Annotated in this window: 13 protein-coding genes; 4 read left to right on the top strand and 9 right to left on the bottom strand. The window is 74.4% G+C overall.

Annotated features, from left to right (window positions below; genetic code table 11):
- Positions 1-47: 47 nt before the first annotated feature.
- On the bottom strand, positions 48-1913 hold the full coding sequence (locus AB0L40_RS20230; protein ID WP_364358738.1) for a hypothetical protein: 1866 nt from the start codon (positions 1911-1913) through the stop codon (positions 48-50).
- A gap of 158 nt (positions 1914-2071) precedes the next feature.
- Between AB0L40_RS20230 and AB0L40_RS20225 the strand changes: the two genes are divergently transcribed.
- Positions 2072-4051 (top strand): MDR family MFS transporter, encoded by a 1980-nt coding sequence (locus AB0L40_RS20225; RefSeq protein WP_364358735.1) that lies wholly within the window; start codon positions 2072-2074, stop codon positions 4049-4051.
- A gap of 114 nt (positions 4052-4165) precedes the next feature.
- On the opposite strand, the gene AB0L40_RS20220 is transcribed toward AB0L40_RS20225, so the two are convergent.
- A complete protein-coding gene (locus AB0L40_RS20220) occupies positions 4166-4525 on the bottom strand; it encodes a transcriptional regulator (RefSeq protein ID WP_364358732.1) in 360 nt (119 codons plus the stop codon).
- A complete protein-coding gene (locus tag AB0L40_RS20215; RefSeq protein ID WP_364358729.1) occupies positions 4515-5114 on the bottom strand; it encodes a hypothetical protein in 600 nt (199 codons plus the stop codon). Before AB0L40_RS20215 ends, AB0L40_RS20220 begins: the two co-directional genes overlap by 11 nt.
- A 288-nt stretch (positions 5115-5402) precedes the next feature.
- Between AB0L40_RS20215 and AB0L40_RS20210 the strand changes: the two genes are divergently transcribed.
- A complete protein-coding gene (locus AB0L40_RS20210; RefSeq protein WP_364358726.1) occupies positions 5403-6809 on the top strand; it encodes an aspartate aminotransferase family protein in 1407 nt (468 codons plus the stop codon).
- Here AB0L40_RS20210 and AB0L40_RS20205 read toward each other — a convergent pair.
- Positions 6806-8341, bottom strand: a complete 1536-nt coding sequence (locus tag AB0L40_RS20205; RefSeq protein ID WP_364358723.1) for an LCP family protein — start codon at positions 8339-8341, stop codon at positions 6806-6808. The genes AB0L40_RS20210 and AB0L40_RS20205 overlap by 4 nt on opposite strands.
- Positions 8342-8448: 107 nt before the next feature.
- Here AB0L40_RS20205 and AB0L40_RS20200 point away from each other — a divergent pair, with 107 nt between their 5' ends.
- The gene (locus AB0L40_RS20200; protein WP_364358720.1) at positions 8449-9834 is read left to right on the top strand and encodes an FAD-binding oxidoreductase; all 1386 of its coding nucleotides are present in this window, start codon (positions 8449-8451) and stop codon (positions 9832-9834) included.
- A gap of 18 nt (positions 9835-9852) precedes the next feature.
- Here AB0L40_RS20200 and AB0L40_RS20195 read toward each other — a convergent pair whose 3' ends face one another.
- From AB0L40_RS20195 to AB0L40_RS20185, 3 genes are all read right to left on the bottom strand, one after another.
- Entirely contained in the window at positions 9853-10719 is an 867-nt protein-coding gene (locus AB0L40_RS20195) for an SDR family oxidoreductase (protein ID WP_364358717.1), read from the bottom strand.
- Positions 10720-10811: 92 nt separating this feature from the next.
- Positions 10812-12032 carry an acyl-CoA dehydrogenase family protein gene (locus tag AB0L40_RS20190; RefSeq protein WP_364358714.1) on the bottom strand — a complete coding sequence of 407 codons (1221 nt, stop codon included), beginning with the start codon at positions 12030-12032 and terminating at the stop codon, positions 10812-10814.
- Between the two features lie 115 nt (positions 12033-12147).
- Complete coding sequence (locus tag AB0L40_RS20185; RefSeq protein ID WP_364358711.1) at positions 12148-12915, bottom strand: crotonase/enoyl-CoA hydratase family protein; 768 nt, start codon at positions 12913-12915, stop codon at positions 12148-12150.
- A gap of 87 nt (positions 12916-13002) precedes the next feature.
- Between AB0L40_RS20185 and AB0L40_RS20180 the strand changes: the two genes are divergently transcribed.
- Positions 13003-13674, top strand: coding sequence for an MBL fold metallo-hydrolase (locus tag AB0L40_RS20180; RefSeq protein WP_364358708.1), 672 nt, complete (start codon positions 13003-13005; stop codon positions 13672-13674).
- A 777-nt stretch (positions 13675-14451) separates the two neighbouring features.
- On the opposite strand, the gene AB0L40_RS20175 is transcribed toward AB0L40_RS20180, so the two are convergent.
- Complete coding sequence (locus tag AB0L40_RS20175) at positions 14452-15126, bottom strand: hypothetical protein (RefSeq protein ID WP_364358705.1); 675 nt, start codon at positions 15124-15126, stop codon at positions 14452-14454.
- A gap of 45 nt (positions 15127-15171) precedes the next feature.
- Entirely contained in the window at positions 15172-16032 is an 861-nt protein-coding gene (nucS, locus tag AB0L40_RS20170) for an endonuclease NucS (RefSeq protein ID WP_364358702.1), read from the bottom strand.
- Positions 16033-16376: the final 344 nt, after the last annotated feature.

Here is a 16376-nt window from a genome sequence, read left to right as displayed (position 1 = left end):
TGGTGCGGCGGGGCCCGGCGCTCATGCCGCCCGGCGTTCCGCCTCCGTCAACCGCTCGAACCGCTGGTCGTCGTCCCCGAGCATCCCGCGGAGCACCGCTGCCCCGGGGTCATGGCCCCGACGCGCACGATCACGGCGGCGAGCAGGATCGCCATGCCGAGGATCGAGAGCAGGACCGTCAGCGTCGCGCCGGTCCACAGCCAGGTCGGCACGCCGGGCTTGCGCTCGATCTGCATCAGCGTGCGGTCGGCGACCATCGTCCGGGTGACCTCGGCGCGGGCCGGGAAGCCCTTGAAGTCGATCGCCGGGTCGGCCGCCATGCGGATCGGCGCGGCGAGCATCGTGCGGCCCTTCTGCAGGCGCACGAACGACTTCCACTTGCCGGTCACGGGGACCGGCGAGGTGCTGGCGTACGAGCCGTCGGCCTGCCGGCGCAGGTCGTTCAGGTAGCGGCCCTTGCCCTGCCAGCCGAGCGCGGAGACGTACATGGCGTGCTTCGTCGTGACGCCCTCGAAGCGGACGCGCAGGTCGCCGACGGTCTGCCGGCCGCCGGTGCCGGGTGCGTCGCCCTGTCGCAGGTTCGTCAGCGCCATCGAGACCTTCGCGTCCTTCGGGGTCGACGCGAGGAATGCGTTGACGCCCAGGGCGATCACGAGCACGCCGGCCGCCGAGGCGAGGACCAGCGGGCGGCCGAGGACCGGCCCGCGGCGCGACGGCTGCAGCGAGCCCTGCAGCGCCTGCGCCATCAGCGCGCCGAGCACGCCGCCGCCGATGCCCGCGAGGATCGCGACCGGCACGCCCTCGGGCAGCATCGCCGGCGTCCACGGGATCGGCATGATCGCGTGCGTCCAGGCGTACTCGGCCGCGAAGCCGACGGTGCCGATGAGCACGCCGGCGACGACGCCGAAGCGCACCGGGCTCTTCCACGTGCCGCGGATCGCGAGCAGCTCGACGATCGCGACCTCGGCCACGAACAGCGGCATGCCGGGCGCGGTGACGTGCAGCGGGCCGCCGATCATCAGCGACATGAAGACCTGGACCGGCGCCCAGATGGCCAGCGCGAGCAGCGCCGAGCCGCGGCCGCCCCAGACCCGCGCCAGCACGAGCGCCTGCGCCGAGCCGAGCGCGAGCAGCAGCGGGTGCCAGACCATCCGGTACTGCGGGACGCCCCAGTTGAACTCGTGCAGGGACGCGGCCCAGAGGTAGAGGAAGATCGCGGCCAGCAGCGCCGGCAGCGGGCGCATCAGCGCGTTCCTGCCGTTGGCCGGCTCGCGGCCGACGGAGCGTGCACCCTCGACGAGCAGCAGGACACCCGCGGTGCCGCCGACGGCGGTGCCGGCGACGATCATCAGGTGGGTCGGACCCCAGAGCGTCACGTCCTGGCCGAAGGTGCGGTGCCAGAGGTCGTCGAGCGGGAACGCGGCGAAGCCGAACGCGCCGCCGGCCAGCAGCAGGACGCCGCCGGCGGGCAGCGGCCACAGGCCCTTGATCCGCAGCGCGACGGGGCTCGAGCGCTTCGGGTTGGCGGGCGCCATGCCGACGGCGAGCAGGCCCATCTGGAAGACGCCGAAGAGCCCGACCAGCAGGGGGTAGTGCGCGGTCGTGCCGAGCGGGCCCTCGTCGCGGCCGACGTCGATGTGCAGGCCGATGTCCCACGTGGCGCCGAGGATGATCACCAGCGCGAACGCGATCGTGGCGAGGCCGGGAACGGCAGCCCAGCCGGGGATGCCGACGGTGCGCTCCGCGAACGCCGAGAGGGCGCGCAGCGGCCGGGCCCGGCCCGACCGGTAGCGCGCGATCAGGAGCAGCATCAGCAGCGTGACGCCCGTCGTGGCGACCGCGACGATCGCGATCTGGTCGAGGGGCGCGCCGCCACCACCGGATGGTGCGGCCTGGGCGATCAGTGGACTCATGGTGCGTCGATCCGGTCGGGAACGGGGGCGTCGGGTCTACCTACGGATTCGTAGGTACGGGACCGTAGGCAGAGTTGTACCACCGGTAGGGATTCGCCGCCAGGTGCCGTCGGTCGCGCCGCGGCGACGACCCGCCCCGCGGCGTCTAGGGTGTCCGCATGTCGACCGCCGCCGCCCCGGCCTCCCCCACCACGGCCGCACCCCGCGTGCGCGTCGTGATGGCCGGCCTGCTCCTGGTGATGCTGCTGGCGTCGCTGGACCAGACGATCGTCTCGACGGCGCTGCCCACGATCGTCGGCGAGCTCGGCGGCCTCGAGCACCTGTCGTGGGTCGTCACCGCCTACCTGCTCGCCGTGACGGCCGTGACGCCGCTCTACGGCAAGCTCGGCGACATCTACGGCCGCAAGCGGGTGCTGCAGGTCGCGCTCGTGCTGTTCCTCGCCGGGTCCGCGCTCTGCGGGCTGGCCCAGTCGATGGGGGAGCTGATCGCGTTCCGCGCGATCCAGGGCCTCGGCGGCGGCGGGCTCATGGTCAGCGCCCAGGCGGCGATCGGCGACGTCGTCTCGCCCCGCGACCGCGGCAAGTACACGGGCCTCTTCGGCGCGGTCTTCGGTGTCTCGGCGGTCGCCGGGCCGCTGATCGGCGGCTTCTTCACGAGCCACCTGTCGTGGCGCTGGATCTTCTACATCAACCTGCCGCTGGGGATCGCCGCGTTCATCGGCCTGGCGCTCACGCTGCCGAGCGTCCGGGCGACCGGCAAGCACGCGATCGACTACCTCGGCACGGTCCTCCTGACCGTCTGCCTCGTCTCGCTGGTGCTGCTGACGACACTCGGCGGGCAGTCCGTCGAGTGGGGGTCGTTCACGATCGTCGGCCTCGGGATCCTCTCCGCGGTGGCGCTCGTCGCGTTCGTCAAGGTGGAGCAGCGCGCCGCCGAGCCGATCATCCCGCCGCGGCTCTTCCGGATCCGCGCGTTCACGGTCGTGTCGCTCGTCAGCCTGACCGTCGGCTTCGCGCTCTTCGGGGCGCTGACCTACCTGCCGCTGTTCCAGCAGGTCGTGCGCGGCCTGAGCCCGACGGAGTCCGGCCTGCAGCTGCTGCCGGTGATGGGCGGGCTCCTGTTCACCTCGATCCTCTCCGGCCAGCTGATCACGCGCACCGGCCGCTACCGGCCGTTCCCGATCGTCGGCACGGCGGTCGCGACGCTCGGCCTCTTCCTGCTGTCGCACCTCGCGGTCGACACCGGCACGGTCCAGGCGGCGCTCTACATGCTCGTCCTCGGCCTCGGCCTCGGCTGCGTCATGCAGGTGCTCACGCTCGTGGCCCAGAACTCGGTGCCCTACTCCGAGCTCGGCGTGGCGACGGCGGCCGCGACGCTCTTCCGGTCGATCGGCGGCTCGGTCGGCACCGCGATCCTCGGCGCGATCTTCACCGGCCACCTCGTCGGCGCGCTCGCCGAGCGCCTGCCGGCGAACGCCCCGGCGAGCCTCTCGGGCGGCAGCGTCGACGCCGCCGCGGTGGCGGCCCTGCCCGAGCCCGTCCGCGTCGCCTACACCGGCGCGTTCACGGACTCCGTCAGCCTCGTCTTCCTCGTCGCCGCGGCGATCATGATCGTCGCCTTCGCGCTGACCTGGCTGATCCCCGAGGCCCGGCTGCGCCGCTCGGTGCAGGACGCCGCCGCACCGCAGGAGACCGTCGCGCCGAGCCCGGCCGTCGACGCCGTCACCGAGCTGGCCCGCCAGCTGCGGACGGCGGTCGGGACGGAGCGCTTCCGCGAGTCCTACGTCGGCGTCGTCCGCGACGTCGACCCCGGCCTCTCGCCGCTCTCGGCCTGGGTCCTCGGCCGGATCGACCGCGCGGGCGGCACCCCGGCCGACCTGCCGACCGACCCCGAGCAGCGCGCCCGCGGCGAGGAGGCGGTCGGCGACCTCCAGGCTCGCGGTCTGCTCACCGCAGGCGACGCGCCCCGGCCGACGAACGAGGGCCGGGCGCTGAGCGCGAGGCTCACCGCCGCCCACGGGGACCACCTGCGGGCCCTGACGGCGGACTGGGACGACGACGGCGACCCCGACGTCGAGCGCCTGCTGCGCGCGCTGGCGGCGGAGCTCGACGCCGAGCGCCCGGTCGCGGCGGACTGAGTCTGCGGGGACCGGACGGCCGCGCCGGCCGGACTCCGCAGCAGCCGACCGATCCGGCGCCTGCGTGCTCGCTCGCGCCGGACCGGCCCGATGAGGCGCAGTGGGACCCGACGGTCAGGCCGACCCAGGAGCCGCCGGGCCCCGCCGGCGCGACGGCGCCGTCGAGGCGGACACGTCCGCCAGCCCTCGGAGGCGCTCGAGCTGCGCCCAGTGGCGGTCGATGCGCTCCCGGCCGAGGGCCGTGAGCTCCAGCCTGGTGTTGGGGCGCCGGCCCACGAAGCGCTTCTCGACGTCGACGAGGCCGGCCTCCTCCAGCTTGGCCAGGTGACTCGAGAGGTTGCCCTTCGTGAGGCCCGTCAGGCGCTGGATGAAGACGAAGTCCGCGTCGGCGACGGAGCTCAGGACCGTCAGGATCGCCAGGCGGGCCGGCTCGTGGACGAGCCGGTCCAGCACGAGGTCGTCGTCATCCGGCACGGTCGGCCCCTGTCGCCGGCCACGCCGGCGGGTCGAGGTCCCGGAGCAGCAGCCGGTGGTCGAGGGCGCCGTTGATCGACACCGCGACGCCGGTCAGGACCAGGCCGACGTTGCTCGGATCGGCGCCGTCCCAGACCGGGAACGCGCCGGCGGCCAGCAGGAGGCCCCAGACCACCCGGTGGTGGGCGCGCAGTCCGACGAGCCACTCGTAGTACAGGAGCATGTGCACCGCGAACATCGCCGGGATCGCGTTGACGGGCAGATCGAGGGACCAGCTCGCGCGGCTGCGCAGCAGCGTCGAGCCGCCGACCATCAGCGCGACGCCGGCCACGCCGACGAGCCCCTCCCGGACCCGCTGCGCGCGCGTCGGTGTCGCGCGCCCGACGCGCTCCCGCGTGTACCGGCCCGCGACGGCGCAGGCCGCCGCGACGCACGCGACCACGACGAGGAACGCCGCCGGGTGCCGGAGCGGCCCCCAGCCCCAGTTGCCCAGGGCGGCGACGACGAACAGGAGACCGCCGGGCACGGCGACCAGTCCGCGGAGGTACGGGGATGCGGTCGCGGTGGCCCGCAGGTGGTGGTGATCCATCGGGACTTTCGGTTGACAAACCAGTCTGCGATGCAAACCATAGGTCTCGCCGCCCCATCCGTCAACCCGCGGAAGGCGCCGGGAGCCCATCACCCGGCGGCGCCACCCGCGAGCGGCACCCACCGGCCCCGCACCGGCCGCTCACCGGCCCGCCAGCCGGCCGGCGCCCCGCGAGCCGCACCGGCTCGCGACCCGGGCGGCGGGTCGACACTCCGTCGCGTCCCCGGGCGGCCGAGCGGACGGTCCTCCGACTGGCAATCCGGCGCAACTGATGCGAACATCAGTTGTATGAGCACGCCGTCGACATCCAGCCACGCCTCGGCCGCGGAGCTGCGTCGCTCCGCCCAGGACCACCTCTGGCTGCACTTCACGCAGATGGGGGACTTCGAGCACCGTCCCCTCCCGGTCATCGTCGGCGGCGACGGCTGTCACCTCACCGACGTCGACGGCAAGCGCTACCTCGACGGCCTGGCCGGCCTGTTCGCCGTCCAGATCGGCTACTCGCACGGCGAGGAGATCGGCGAGGCCGCCGCCGCGCAGATGCGCGAGCTGCCGTTCTACACCAACTGGAACTACGCCCACCCCCGCGCCATCGAGCTCGCCGAGGAGGTCGCGTCGCTGGCGCCGGAGACCTTCAACCGCGTCTTCTTCACGTCCGGCGGCGCCGAGTCCGTCGAGTCCGCCTGGAAGATCGCCCGGCAGTACCACGCGCTCAAGGGCGAGCGCCGCTGGAAGGCCATCGGCCGCGACGTCGCCTACCACGGCACCACCATGGGCGCCCTCTCGATCACGGGCGTGGAGTCCATCCGCAACCCGTTCGAGCCGCTCGTCCCGCAGGTCTCCCACGTCCGCAACACGGACCGCTTCCACCGCCCCGAGGGCGAGACCGAGGAGCAGTTCACCGCGATGCTCCTCGACGACATGGAGCACCGGATCCTCAGCGAGGGTCCCGACACCATCGCGATGATCATCCTCGAGCCCGTGCAGAACTCCGGCGGCGCGTTCACCCCGCCCGCGGGCTACTTCCAGGGCGTCCGCGCGCTCTGCGACGAGTACGGGATCCTGCTCTGCGCCGACGAGGTCATCACCGGCTTCGGCCGCCTGGGCGACTGGTTCGGCTCGCTGAAGTACGACATCAAGCCCGACCTCATCACCTCCGCCAAGGGCCTCTCGTCCGCCTACGCGTCGATCGGCGCGCTGCTCGTGTCCGACAAGGTCGCCGAGCCGTTCTACGGCGCCGACCAGATGTTCAAGCACGGCATCACGTTCGGCGGCCACCCGGTCCAGGCCGCGATCGCGCTGAAGAACATCGAGATCATGAAGCGCCTGGACGTCGTCGGCCACGTCGCGCGCGAGCAGGACGCGTTTCGCAGGACGCTGGAGCCGCTGCTCGACCTGCCGATCGTCGGCGACCTGCGCGGCACCGGCTTCTTCTACGCGCTGGAGCTCGTCAAGGACAAGGACTCCAAGCAGGGCTTCTCGGCCGCCGAGGGCAAGGACCTGCTGCAGCACTTCCTCTCCGACCGCCTGTTCGACGCCGGCCTCATCTGCCGCGCCGACGACCGCGGCGAGCCCGTCATCCAGGTCTCGCCGCCGCTGATCGCCGACCAGGCGATCTTCGACGAGATGACCGGCATCCTCGGCGAGGTCCTCACCGAGGCCACGGCCCGGGTGAAGGGCATGCCCGCCGCCTAGCGCCGCTCCAGGCTCTTCGCGATCGCGTACATCTCCTGCGCCTTCAGGCCGTCGGTCAGGGTGTTGGTGAGCCAGTAGACGCCCCCGCCGTCGGGGTCCCGCCAGATCAGGCGGTGGACCCGGCGGCCGACGTACTGGACGCTCCAGGTGCGCCCGCCGATGCGGACGACGTCGCTCGCCAGGTCGAGCACCGGCGGGGACGTCCAGGTGGTGCCCTCGACGCCGTAGTACTGACCGGCCGCGGTGCGGGCGACGACGCGGTAGGCGGGCCAGCGCGGCTTGCCGTTCGGGCCGGAGATCCGGTAGCCGCGGGTCGACCCGGCGTCGTAGACGGCGGAGGCCGGGCGCAGGTCGGGGACGTAGACCCGCAGGCCGCGCGCCTTGCGCCGGACGGCCTTCGCGGCCGCCTTCGCCCCGGCGGTGTCGGTGGTCAGCGTCGCCGGCGGGCTGGTGCGCAGGCGGGTCCCGCGCTCGGGCAGGACGGCGGACCGGCCGGTCCGCTCCTCGACCTGCGTCTTCTGAGACGGCAGCCGCGGCGCGAGGAAGCGGCGGCGCGCCCGCTCCAGCGCGGCCGGTGTCGTCAGCACGTCGCCGGAGCCGTCGGTCGCGTCCTTCACGTCCTCGAGCTCGATCCGCGAGGTGGGGCGCCCCACGACGTAGACGGCCAGCTGCGCGATGTCCGCGAGCTGCTCGCGGGTCGAGACGCTCTTGCCGAGGTTCTTGGCCAGCCGCGGCAGCAGCCCGCCGGAGAGCACCTTCAGCGGGTCGATCTGCGTGCGGACCTCGGTCAGGTAGTTCGCCTGCCGGGCCTCGCGGACGAAGTCGCTGTCGCCGATCCGGTACCGCACGTACGCCAGGGCGTCCTCGCCGCAGAGCCGCTGGTAGCCGGCGGGCTGGTCGATCTGCGCGTGCCCGGCGTTCGGCGCGACGAAGTACTTCCGGTCGACGTCGGCGTAGAGGCAGCCGAGCGTGTTGACGATCTTCGAGAACGCGTCGAAGCGCACGGAGACCACGTCGTCGATGACGAACGGGTCCTCCGGGGTGCCGAGGAGCTCCGTGCCGAGGACCCGCTTCAGCGCGTTCTGCCCGCCGCGGAACCACGCCGAGTTGAGCTTGTCCTGGCCGGGCCTGCCGAGCGACGCCACCCGCAGGTCGCGCGGGAGGGAGAGCATCGAGGTGGCCGCCGAGTCGGGATCCAGCCGCACGAGCAGCATCGTGTCCGACCGACTCTTCGCCCCCGGGCCGTCGGCGTAGCGGTGGTCGAGGCCGGCCAGCAGGACCGTCCGCGCGCGACCGGGCTTCGGTATGTCGACCGCGGGCAGCGGGGCCTTCGGCACCTTCGGGGTCTCGTTCTGCACGGGCGACGAGGGCGAGTCCCCGCAGCCGGTCACCGCGAGCGATCCCGTCGCGGTCAGCAGGAGGGCGAGCAGCGCCGGGCGGACGATCCCGCGGCGTGGACGGACTCGTCGCGGGCGGCCGTCGCCGGGTATCCGGTCGGTCGGGTGCGCGCCGGTGCGCGCGGTTCCGCTCACGCCGGGGGCCGGGGGACGACGGCGGTGGCTCTCCGCTGGGGCGACGACGACACGCCGGTGCATCAGACCACACCGGCCGACGTTCGGGGGAATAGCGTGGGGCGCCCATGAGCGATCCCGTCTCGCACTGGTTCTCGGCCCTCGGCCACCACGCCGCGATGCCCGCCCCGCGGCCCCCGCTGGACGGTGACCGCCGCGTCGACGTCTGCGTCGTCGGCGGCGGCTACACCGGCCTGTGGACCGCCTACGAGCTGCGGCGCACGCACCCCGAGCTCGACGTCCTCGTCGTCGAGCGAGAGGTCTGCGGCTTCGGCGCGTCCGGCCGCAACGGCGGCTGGGTGCAGGGCGCCCTCGCCGGCGATCCCGCCACGTGGATCGCCCGCGGCGGCCCGGACGGCGCCCGGCGGATGGACGCCGCGATCCGCGCGACCGTCGCGGAGATCGGCCGCGTCGTCGAGGCCGAGGGGATCGACTGTGCCTTCCACGTCGGCGGCACGCTCACGATCGCCCGGTCCGCGGTCGAGCTCGACCGGCTGCGCGCCCAGGCCGTCCCGTCCCCCGTCGCCCTCCTCGGCGCGGACGAGGTCGCAGCCCGCGTCCGGGTCCCGGGAGCCCTCGGCGCGCTCTTCGATCCCGACTGCGCGCGGATCCAGCCCGCGGCCCTCGTGCGGGGCCTCTCCGCCGCGGTCGAGCGCGCCGGCGCGACGATCGTCGAGGGCACCGCGGTGACGGCGATCGAGCCGATCCGCGGGACCGTCCCCGCCGTCGCCCGCACCGACCGCGGCGACGTCTCGGCGCGCTGGGTGGTGCGCTGCACCGAGGGCTACACGCCGGGCCTTCCGGGCGACGCGCGCACCGTCGCGCCGATCACGAGCTCGATGATCGTCACGGCGCCGCTGCGGCCGGAGCAGTGGATGGCGATCGGCTGGCGGGGCGCCGAGACGATCCTCGACGCCGGCCCGCTCTACCACTACCTCCAGCGCACCGCCGACGGCCGGATCGCGATCGGCGGGCGCGGCGTGCCCTATCGCTACGGGTCGCGGACGGACCGCGAGGGGCCGGTGCCGGCGCGCACCGTCGCGACGCTCCGGGACGGCCTGGTGCGGCTGTTCGGTCCCGCGCTTCAGGGGATCCGGATCGACGGCGCCTGGCACGGCGTCCTGGGCGTCACCCGCGACTGGACCCCGTTCGTGACGGCCGACGACACCACCGGCCTGGCGTCGGCGGGCGGCTACGTCGGCGAGGGCGTCGCGGCGTCGAACCTCGCGGGCCGCACGCTGCGCGACCTGCTGGTGGGCCGGCGCTCGGAGCTCGCCGCGCTGCCCTGGGTCCTCCCCCCGGGCGGCCGCCCGCCGCGCTGGGAGCCGGAGCCCCTGCGCTACGCCGGGATCCGCGGCGTCTACGGCCTGCTCGGCCTCGGCCAGGAGATCGAGCGCCGAACCGGCCGCCCCTCGCGCGTGACCGCGCTGGCGGAGCGGATCTCCGGGCACTGACCGCGTCGCGGGGCGTCGTCAGGCGGGCGGGGCCGTGAAGTCGGCGGGGCCCGCCCGCCGCGCTTCCTGCAGCGGCACGCCCGCCTCGTCGGCCTCCTGCGGGTCGGGCCACGCGCCCTTCCAGTTGTCGCGACCGCCGTCGAGCGTGAGGACCGAGCCCGTGAAGTGGTCGCCGGCCGGCGACGCGAGGAACGCCACGAGCTGCGCGAACTCTTCCGGCGTGCCCATCCGGCCCAGCGGCGCGTCGGCGGCGGCCGAGGCGACCATCCGCTCCGGGTACTTCGTCAGGAACGTGTCGGTGCCGAACTTGCCGGCGGCGATCGCGTTGAGGCGGATGCCGAAGCGCGCCCACTCGGTCGCCAGGGTCTTCGTCAGGTTCTCGACCGCCGCCCGGGCGGCCGCCGAGTGCGCCATCCCGGGGAACCCCGCGTGCGGGGTCAGGGTGACGTTGAGGACCTTGCCGCCCGGCGACGTCCCGTCGGCGCCGGCCGGGATCATCGCCTTCGTCGCGACGGCGTGGGTCATCAGCCACGTGCCCTCGACGTTCAGCCGCATGACGGTGCGGAAGCCCTTCGGCGTGATGTTCTCCGCCGGCGCGAGGAACTGCCCGCCCGCGTTGTTGAGCAGCAGGTCGATCCGGCCGTGGCGCGCCAGGACGTCGTCGACCAGCGCGTCGACCTGGTCCTCCTCGCGGATGTCGGCGACCAGCGCCTCGCAGCGCTCGCCGGCCAGCGCGACGGTCTCCTCGATCGGCTCGGGCCGCCGGCCGCAGACCACGACGTGGGCGCCGAGCGCGACGAGCTCGAGCGTCGCCGCGCGGCCCAGGCCGCTGCCGCCGCCGCTGACCAGTGCGACCTGCCCGTCCAGGACGCCTGCGGAGAACAACCCCGTTCCCGGCCCCGTCGTGGTCCGATCCCTCGAGGTCCCCGACCCCTCGGGCCGCCACCCGCCGGCCGCCGCGCCACCCGCTTCGACGCTCACGCGGCACCCCCGGCCGGGTGACGCCGGAGCTCGGAGCGCGCGATCTGCCGCTTGTGGACCTCGTCGGGCCCGTCGGCCAGGCGCAGGGTGCGCTGGTGCGCCCACATCATCGCCAACGGGAAGTCGTCGGAGACCCCGCCGCCGCCGTGGACCTGGATCGCCCGGTCGATGATCTTCTGCGCGATCTGCGGCGCGGCGACCTTGATCGCGGCGATCTCGGTCTTCGCGTGCTTGTTGCCGACGGTGTCCATCAGCCATGCGGTCTTCATCGCCAGGAGCCGGATCATCTCGATGTCGATGCGGGCCTCGGCGATCCAGTCCTGGACGTTCGCCCGTTCGCTGACCGGCAGGCCGAAGGTCACGCGCTCCTGGGCGCGGCGGCAGAGCAGCTCGAGCGCGCGCTCGGCCGACCCGATCGTCCGCATGCAGTGGTGGATGCGGCCGGGCCCGAGGCGCGCCTGCGCGATCGCGAAGCCCTCCCCCTCGCCCTTGAGGATGGCCGACACGGGCACGCGGGCGTCCTCGAACAGCACCTCGGCGTGGCCCTCGCGGTCCTGGTAGCCGAAGACCGGCAGGCCGCGGACGATCGTGACGCCGGGCGTGTCCATCGGCACCACGAGCATGCTCTGCTGCTTGTGGGGCGCGGCGTCGGGCGCCGTCTTGCCCATGACGATCAGGACCTTGCAGTCGCGGTGCAGGGCGTTGCTCGTCCACCACTTGCGGCCGTTGAGGACGTACTCGTCGCCGTCGCGCACGATCGACATCGCGATGTTCGTCGCGTCGGACGAGGCGACGTCGGGCTCCGTCATCGCGAACGCCGAGCGGATCTCGCCGGCCAGCAGCGGCCGCAGCCACTGCTCGCGGTGCTCCTCGGAGCCGAAGAGCTCGAGGACCTCCATGTTGCCGGTGTCCGGCGCGTTGCAGTTGAAGACCTCGGGCGCGAAGTGCACGCGGCCCATCTGCTCGGCCAGCGGCGCGTACTCGACGTTGGTCAGCCCCGGCGTCCACTCCGACGCGTGGGGGTGGAAGAGGTTCCAGAGGCCCGCGTCCTTCGCCGCGGCCTTCAGGTCCTCGAGGATCTGCGGCTGGTGGTGCGGGTCGCCCGCCGCGCGCATCTGCTCGTCGTAGACGGCCTCGGCGGGGTAGACCCGCTCGGCCATGAACGCCTGCAGCCGCTCCAGGTACTCGGCGGAGCGCTCCGTCGGTGCGAAGTCCATGGCGCGACGCTACCGCGCCGCGGTCGGCCGCCGGGGCGCGGACGGCGCCGACGGTCGCGCATCGGGCCCGAGGTCGCGGCCCCCCGACGACGACCGGCCCAGCGGCCGGTCGTCCTCAGCGCCCCCGCCAGACCGGCTCGCGCTTCTCCTTGAACGCCGTCGCGCCCTCACGCGCGTCCTCGGAGAACAGGACCGGCCCGGCGATCTCCCCCTGGCGCTCCCAGAACTCGGTCTCCGTCCAGTCGCCCTGCGCCTGGAGGATCCGCTTGGACGCCGCGACGCCGAGCGGCCCGTTGCCGGCGATCCGGTCGGCCAGCGCGAGGGCGGCGTCCAGCGCGCCGCCGGGCTCGCTGACGACGTTGATCAAGCCGATCTCGTAGCCCCGCGCCGCGGTGATCGGGTCGCCGGTGAGCGCCATCTCCATCGCGACGCCGAGCGGGATCCGCTCCGGCAGCCGCCGCAGCGCCCCGCCCGCCGCGACGAGCGACCGCTTGACCTCCGGGATCCCGAGCCGCGCGTCGCTCGCCGCGACGAGCAGGTCGGCGCAGAGCGCGATCTCCAGGCCGCCGGCGACCGCGAAGCCCTCGACGGCCGCGATCACCGGCTTCGACGGCCGCTGCTGCGCCATCCCGGCGAACCCGCGCTCGGGGTCGAACGGCAGCTCGCCCTTGGCGAACGCGGCCAGGTCCATCCCCGCGCAGAAGCCCTTGCCCGCGCCCGTCAGGACGCCGAGGGTCAGGGTGTCGTCGTCCTCGAGCTGCCGGATCGCCGCGCCGATCCCGTCCGAGACCGCCTTGTTCACCGCGTTGCGCTGGTCGGGGCGGTTGATCGTGATCACGAGCACGGCGCCGCGGCGCTCGACGAGGACGGGCTGGTCGGTCATGGCCGCCATCCTACCGTGAGTAAGACGTGCGACCTCTCACTTTCACCGCACGCCTCCGCGGAGCGTCCCCGGCGCTACGCTCCCCGCATGCGCGAGGTCGCCGACGACGTCTTCCACCTGCCCCTCTCGCCGCGGTCCAGCGTGAACGCCTACCTGATCGGGGACACCCTGGTCGACGCCGGCTTCGGCTGGCAGGCGGGGCGGGTGCTCGCGCAGGTCCGCGGCCGGGTCGTGGCGCAGCACGTCCTGACGCACGCCCACGTCGACCACGCCGGCGGCACGCGCAAGGTGATCGACGCCCTGCGGGTCCCCATCCGCGCGGGCGAGCGCGACCTTCCCGCGCTGCACTCCGGCGAGGGCGAGATGTCGTTCCCCGGTCCGCTGAAGGCGCTCGGCCGCCGGTACGGGAGGTTCACCCCGGTGCCCGAGGGCGCGGCCCTGCACGCGGGAGACGTCGTCGGACCGGACTTCGTGGTGCTCGACACGCCGGGCCACAGCGCGGGCCACGTGAGCTTCTGGCGCGAGCGCGACGGGGTCCTGATCTGCGGCGACGTCGTCAACAGCATGGACCTCAAGACGACCCGGCCCGGCCTGCGCGAGCCGCCCGTCGCGTTCACGCCCGATCCGGTCCAGAACCGGGCGTCGATCCGGCGCCTGGCCGAACTCGAGCCGCGGCTGGTCCTCGTCGGCCACGGCCCCCCGGTGGTCAACGCGACGACCCCGTTCACGATGTTCGCGGGGCGGCTGCCACAGGACTGACCCCGCCGGCGGGCGGCCCGCGTCGGCCGCCGCCGACGGGGCCGCGGGGCCGGCCGACGGCGAGACGACCGGCCGGGACCCGACCCCGGACACAGGACGGGCGGCCCCAGGGCCGCCCGTCGATGGAGCGAGCATCACCGCCCGCTGAAGATTCGCGCCCGCCGGCGCTCGCGCTAACGGGCAGCCCGACGAGACCTTGACGCGCCACCAGCCGGTGAGCACGCCGACGACGCCGAACCGCGGCACGACCTCGTAGACGCGGCAGCCGCGCTCGGCGAGGTCCGTCGTCTCGAGCCGCGCGTAGCGGTGCGACGCCGGGTCGCGGTACATCTCGCGCAGGAGCACGCGGTTGTGGAGCTCCTCGGTGCGCCGGGCCTCGACCTCGGCCAGCCGGGCGACGAGCTCGTCGCGACGACGCTCCAGGCCCCCCAGGTCGAGCAGCCGCGGGCCGGTCGAGCAGTCGGTCAGGACGTCCGTCTCCAGCCGCCCGCGGGCGCCGGCCTCGAGGTCGCCGACGACGGCGCGGGAGAGCTCGAGCTCGAGCCGCGCGATCTGGCGGCGCAGCGTGCGGCGCGCGGCGCGCTCGTCGGGGCCGAGGCCCCCGCCGGGACGGTCCGGCGCGAGCGGGGATGGCCCGGGCGGCGCGGTGCGGATCGCGTGCTCGTCGACCACTTCGAGTGCTTCGATCCCGCGCATCCGCCCCTCCCCCGCGTCGCTCTTCGTGGCTCGACCGTACCACCGCCATCGGGCCACGTCGACCGGGAACCCGCGGGCCGGTCACGCGATCCGCAGCAGCTTGCGGACGGTGCCCAGCGACTCCTGGACCGCGAGCGCCGGGACGCCCGGGACCTGGAGCACGAAGAGGACCGCCCGCCGGGTCGTCGCGGTGACGGCGAACGGCGCGGGCGGCGGCAGGAACAGGCGGGCCACGGCGCGGTCCTCGTCGGCGATCACGAGCTCGCCGGCGTGCAGCACGGGCGGCGGCTTCCCGGCTCCGAGCGGCTCGCCCTCCACCGCTCCGCGGACGCCCAAGGGCCCCGAGACGACGGCCGCGTCGACCGCCCAGACCGCGACGCCGGTCTCCAGCAGCGCGACGAGCAGCGCGTCGTCGGGCGTCTGGCCGGGCACGAAGCCGCCGGTCCAGAGGCGGTCGAAGATCGCCTGCTCCAGCGGCGGCCGGCGGACGTCCGGGTCGAGCCCGAGCTGTCGGAAGAACGACCGGTGCAGCGCCGGGACGGGCAGCTGGCGGACCTGCAGCGCGTAGGCGCCGGTGATGCGGTTGGAGAGGTCGCGCAGCCGGTGGACGACCCACGGCGCGGTGCGCGTCGGTCGGCAGGGCACCTCGATCGTGACGAGCGCCAGGCCGGGGAACTCGTCCTCGATCTGCGCCTCGATCCAGCCCAGCTCCGCGGCGCCCTCGGGCTCCGGCCGCTCCGCGTCCCCCGCCGTCATCGTCGCCCGCGGCGTCGTGGTCGGGCGGGCGGCACGGGCAGCGGCCTAGAGGTCGAAGAGCCGGAGCGCGGGCTCGCGGTCGCCGCGCAGGACGTCGAGATCGACCTCGACCCAGCCGAGCCCGCGGGACTCCGCCAGCACCCGGGCCTGGGGCTTGATCGACTGTGCCGCCAGCACCCCCTTGAGGTCCGCCATACCGGGGTCGCCCTTCATCCGCTCGAGGTAGCGGGAGAGCTGCTCGACGGCGTCGATCGTGCCGACGCGCTTGATCTCGACGGCGACCCAGCCGTCCTCGTCGTCGCGGCACATGAGGTCGACCGGGCCGATGTCCGTCGGCCACTCGCGGCGGACGAGCCGGAAGCCCTCGCCGCAGTGGTGCGGCGCGTCGGCCAGGAGCTCCTGGAGCTCGCGCTCGACGCCGGACTTCTCGAGCGCCGCGGCTTCGCCCATGTCGTGGAAGACGTCGGAGATCACCTCGCTGATCTCGATGTCGAGGCGGTCCTCCGTCGATCCCGCCCGCTTGCGGACGACGATCTTCGTCAGCGGCTCGTCGACGACCGCGGCTGCGGCGGCCGCGGCCTGGTCGGCGGCGGCGCGCTCCGCGGGGGTCGGCTCGCCGTCGGCGAGGCCCAGGCCGGCCGCGGCCTCCCGGGCCGCGGTCACGGTCGTGATGCCGCCGAGGTCCGGATAGCCGGACGCGACCTCGTCGGGGACGGGCACGCCGCTGCGCTCGAGCTCGATCACGGTCGGCGGCGTCATCCAGTTCTGGGGCTTGAAGCCGCCGGTGTCGGCGTGGACCATCACCGACCCGTCGGACTTGATCATGATGAGGCGCAGGGCCTCGGGCAGCAGGGCCTCGAGGCGACCGGAGTAGCGGACCTCGCAGCGGGCGACGATGAGACGCACGCGGCGTACGGTATCCGGCGCGGCGGCCGGGCCCGGGGTCGGGGTGCATCGACGGCGAAGGCCGCGGCCGGGGCGGGGGTGTGTCGGCGGCCGGGGGCGCGGGGGGTGGTCGCGATTCCCTCGCTCCTGGCGACGAAACCGCGACCAGGGTCCCGCCACCAGGCCCGGACCGCGGGGGTGGTCGCCATTCCCTCGCTCCCGGCGACGGAACCGCGACCAGGCCTCGACCGCCGACGGGCGGGTCTCGGGCCTCAGACCCTATGGGGGTCGGTCGTCGTAGAAGGTGGCCGGTGAGCCTGCGCATCGAAGTGCGTGGGCTTGACTGCGCCGCAGCAGCGGGCTGC

The organism is Patulibacter sp. NPDC049589 (assembly GCF_040675535.1).
Lineage (GTDB): Bacteria > Actinomycetota > Thermoleophilia > Solirubrobacterales > Solirubrobacteraceae > Patulibacter.
Note: the sequence above shows the minus strand (reverse complement) of the source record. Positions and strands in the feature narration are given on the sequence as shown.

What these genes read in the sequence shown, in the direction of transcription:
- AB0L40_RS20230 (WP_364358738.1), bottom strand. Translation starts at nt 1,913, where the DNA reads ATGAGTCCACTGATCGCCCAGGCCGCACCATCCGGTGGTGGCGGCGCG.
- AB0L40_RS20215 (WP_364358729.1), bottom strand. Translation starts at nt 5,114, where the DNA reads ATGGATCACCACCACCTGCGGGCCACCGCGACCGCATCCCCGTACCTC.
- AB0L40_RS20190 (WP_364358714.1), bottom strand. Translation starts at nt 12,032, where the DNA reads ATGGACTTCGCACCGACGGAGCGCTCCGCCGAGTACCTGGAGCGGCTG.
- AB0L40_RS20175 (WP_364358705.1), bottom strand. Translation starts at nt 15,126, where the DNA reads ATGACGGCGGGGGACGCGGAGCGGCCGGAGCCCGAGGGCGCCGCGGAG.
- AB0L40_RS20200 (WP_364358720.1), top strand. Translation starts at nt 8,449, where the DNA reads ATGAGCGATCCCGTCTCGCACTGGTTCTCGGCCCTCGGCCACCACGCC.
- AB0L40_RS20185 (WP_364358711.1), bottom strand. Translation starts at nt 12,915, where the DNA reads ATGACCGACCAGCCCGTCCTCGTCGAGCGCCGCGGCGCCGTGCTCGTG.
- AB0L40_RS20180 (WP_364358708.1), top strand. Translation starts at nt 13,003, where the DNA reads ATGCGCGAGGTCGCCGACGACGTCTTCCACCTGCCCCTCTCGCCGCGG.
- AB0L40_RS20225 (WP_364358735.1), top strand. Translation starts at nt 2,072, where the DNA reads ATGTCGACCGCCGCCGCCCCGGCCTCCCCCACCACGGCCGCACCCCGC.
- AB0L40_RS20210 (WP_364358726.1), top strand. Translation starts at nt 5,403, where the DNA reads ATGAGCACGCCGTCGACATCCAGCCACGCCTCGGCCGCGGAGCTGCGT.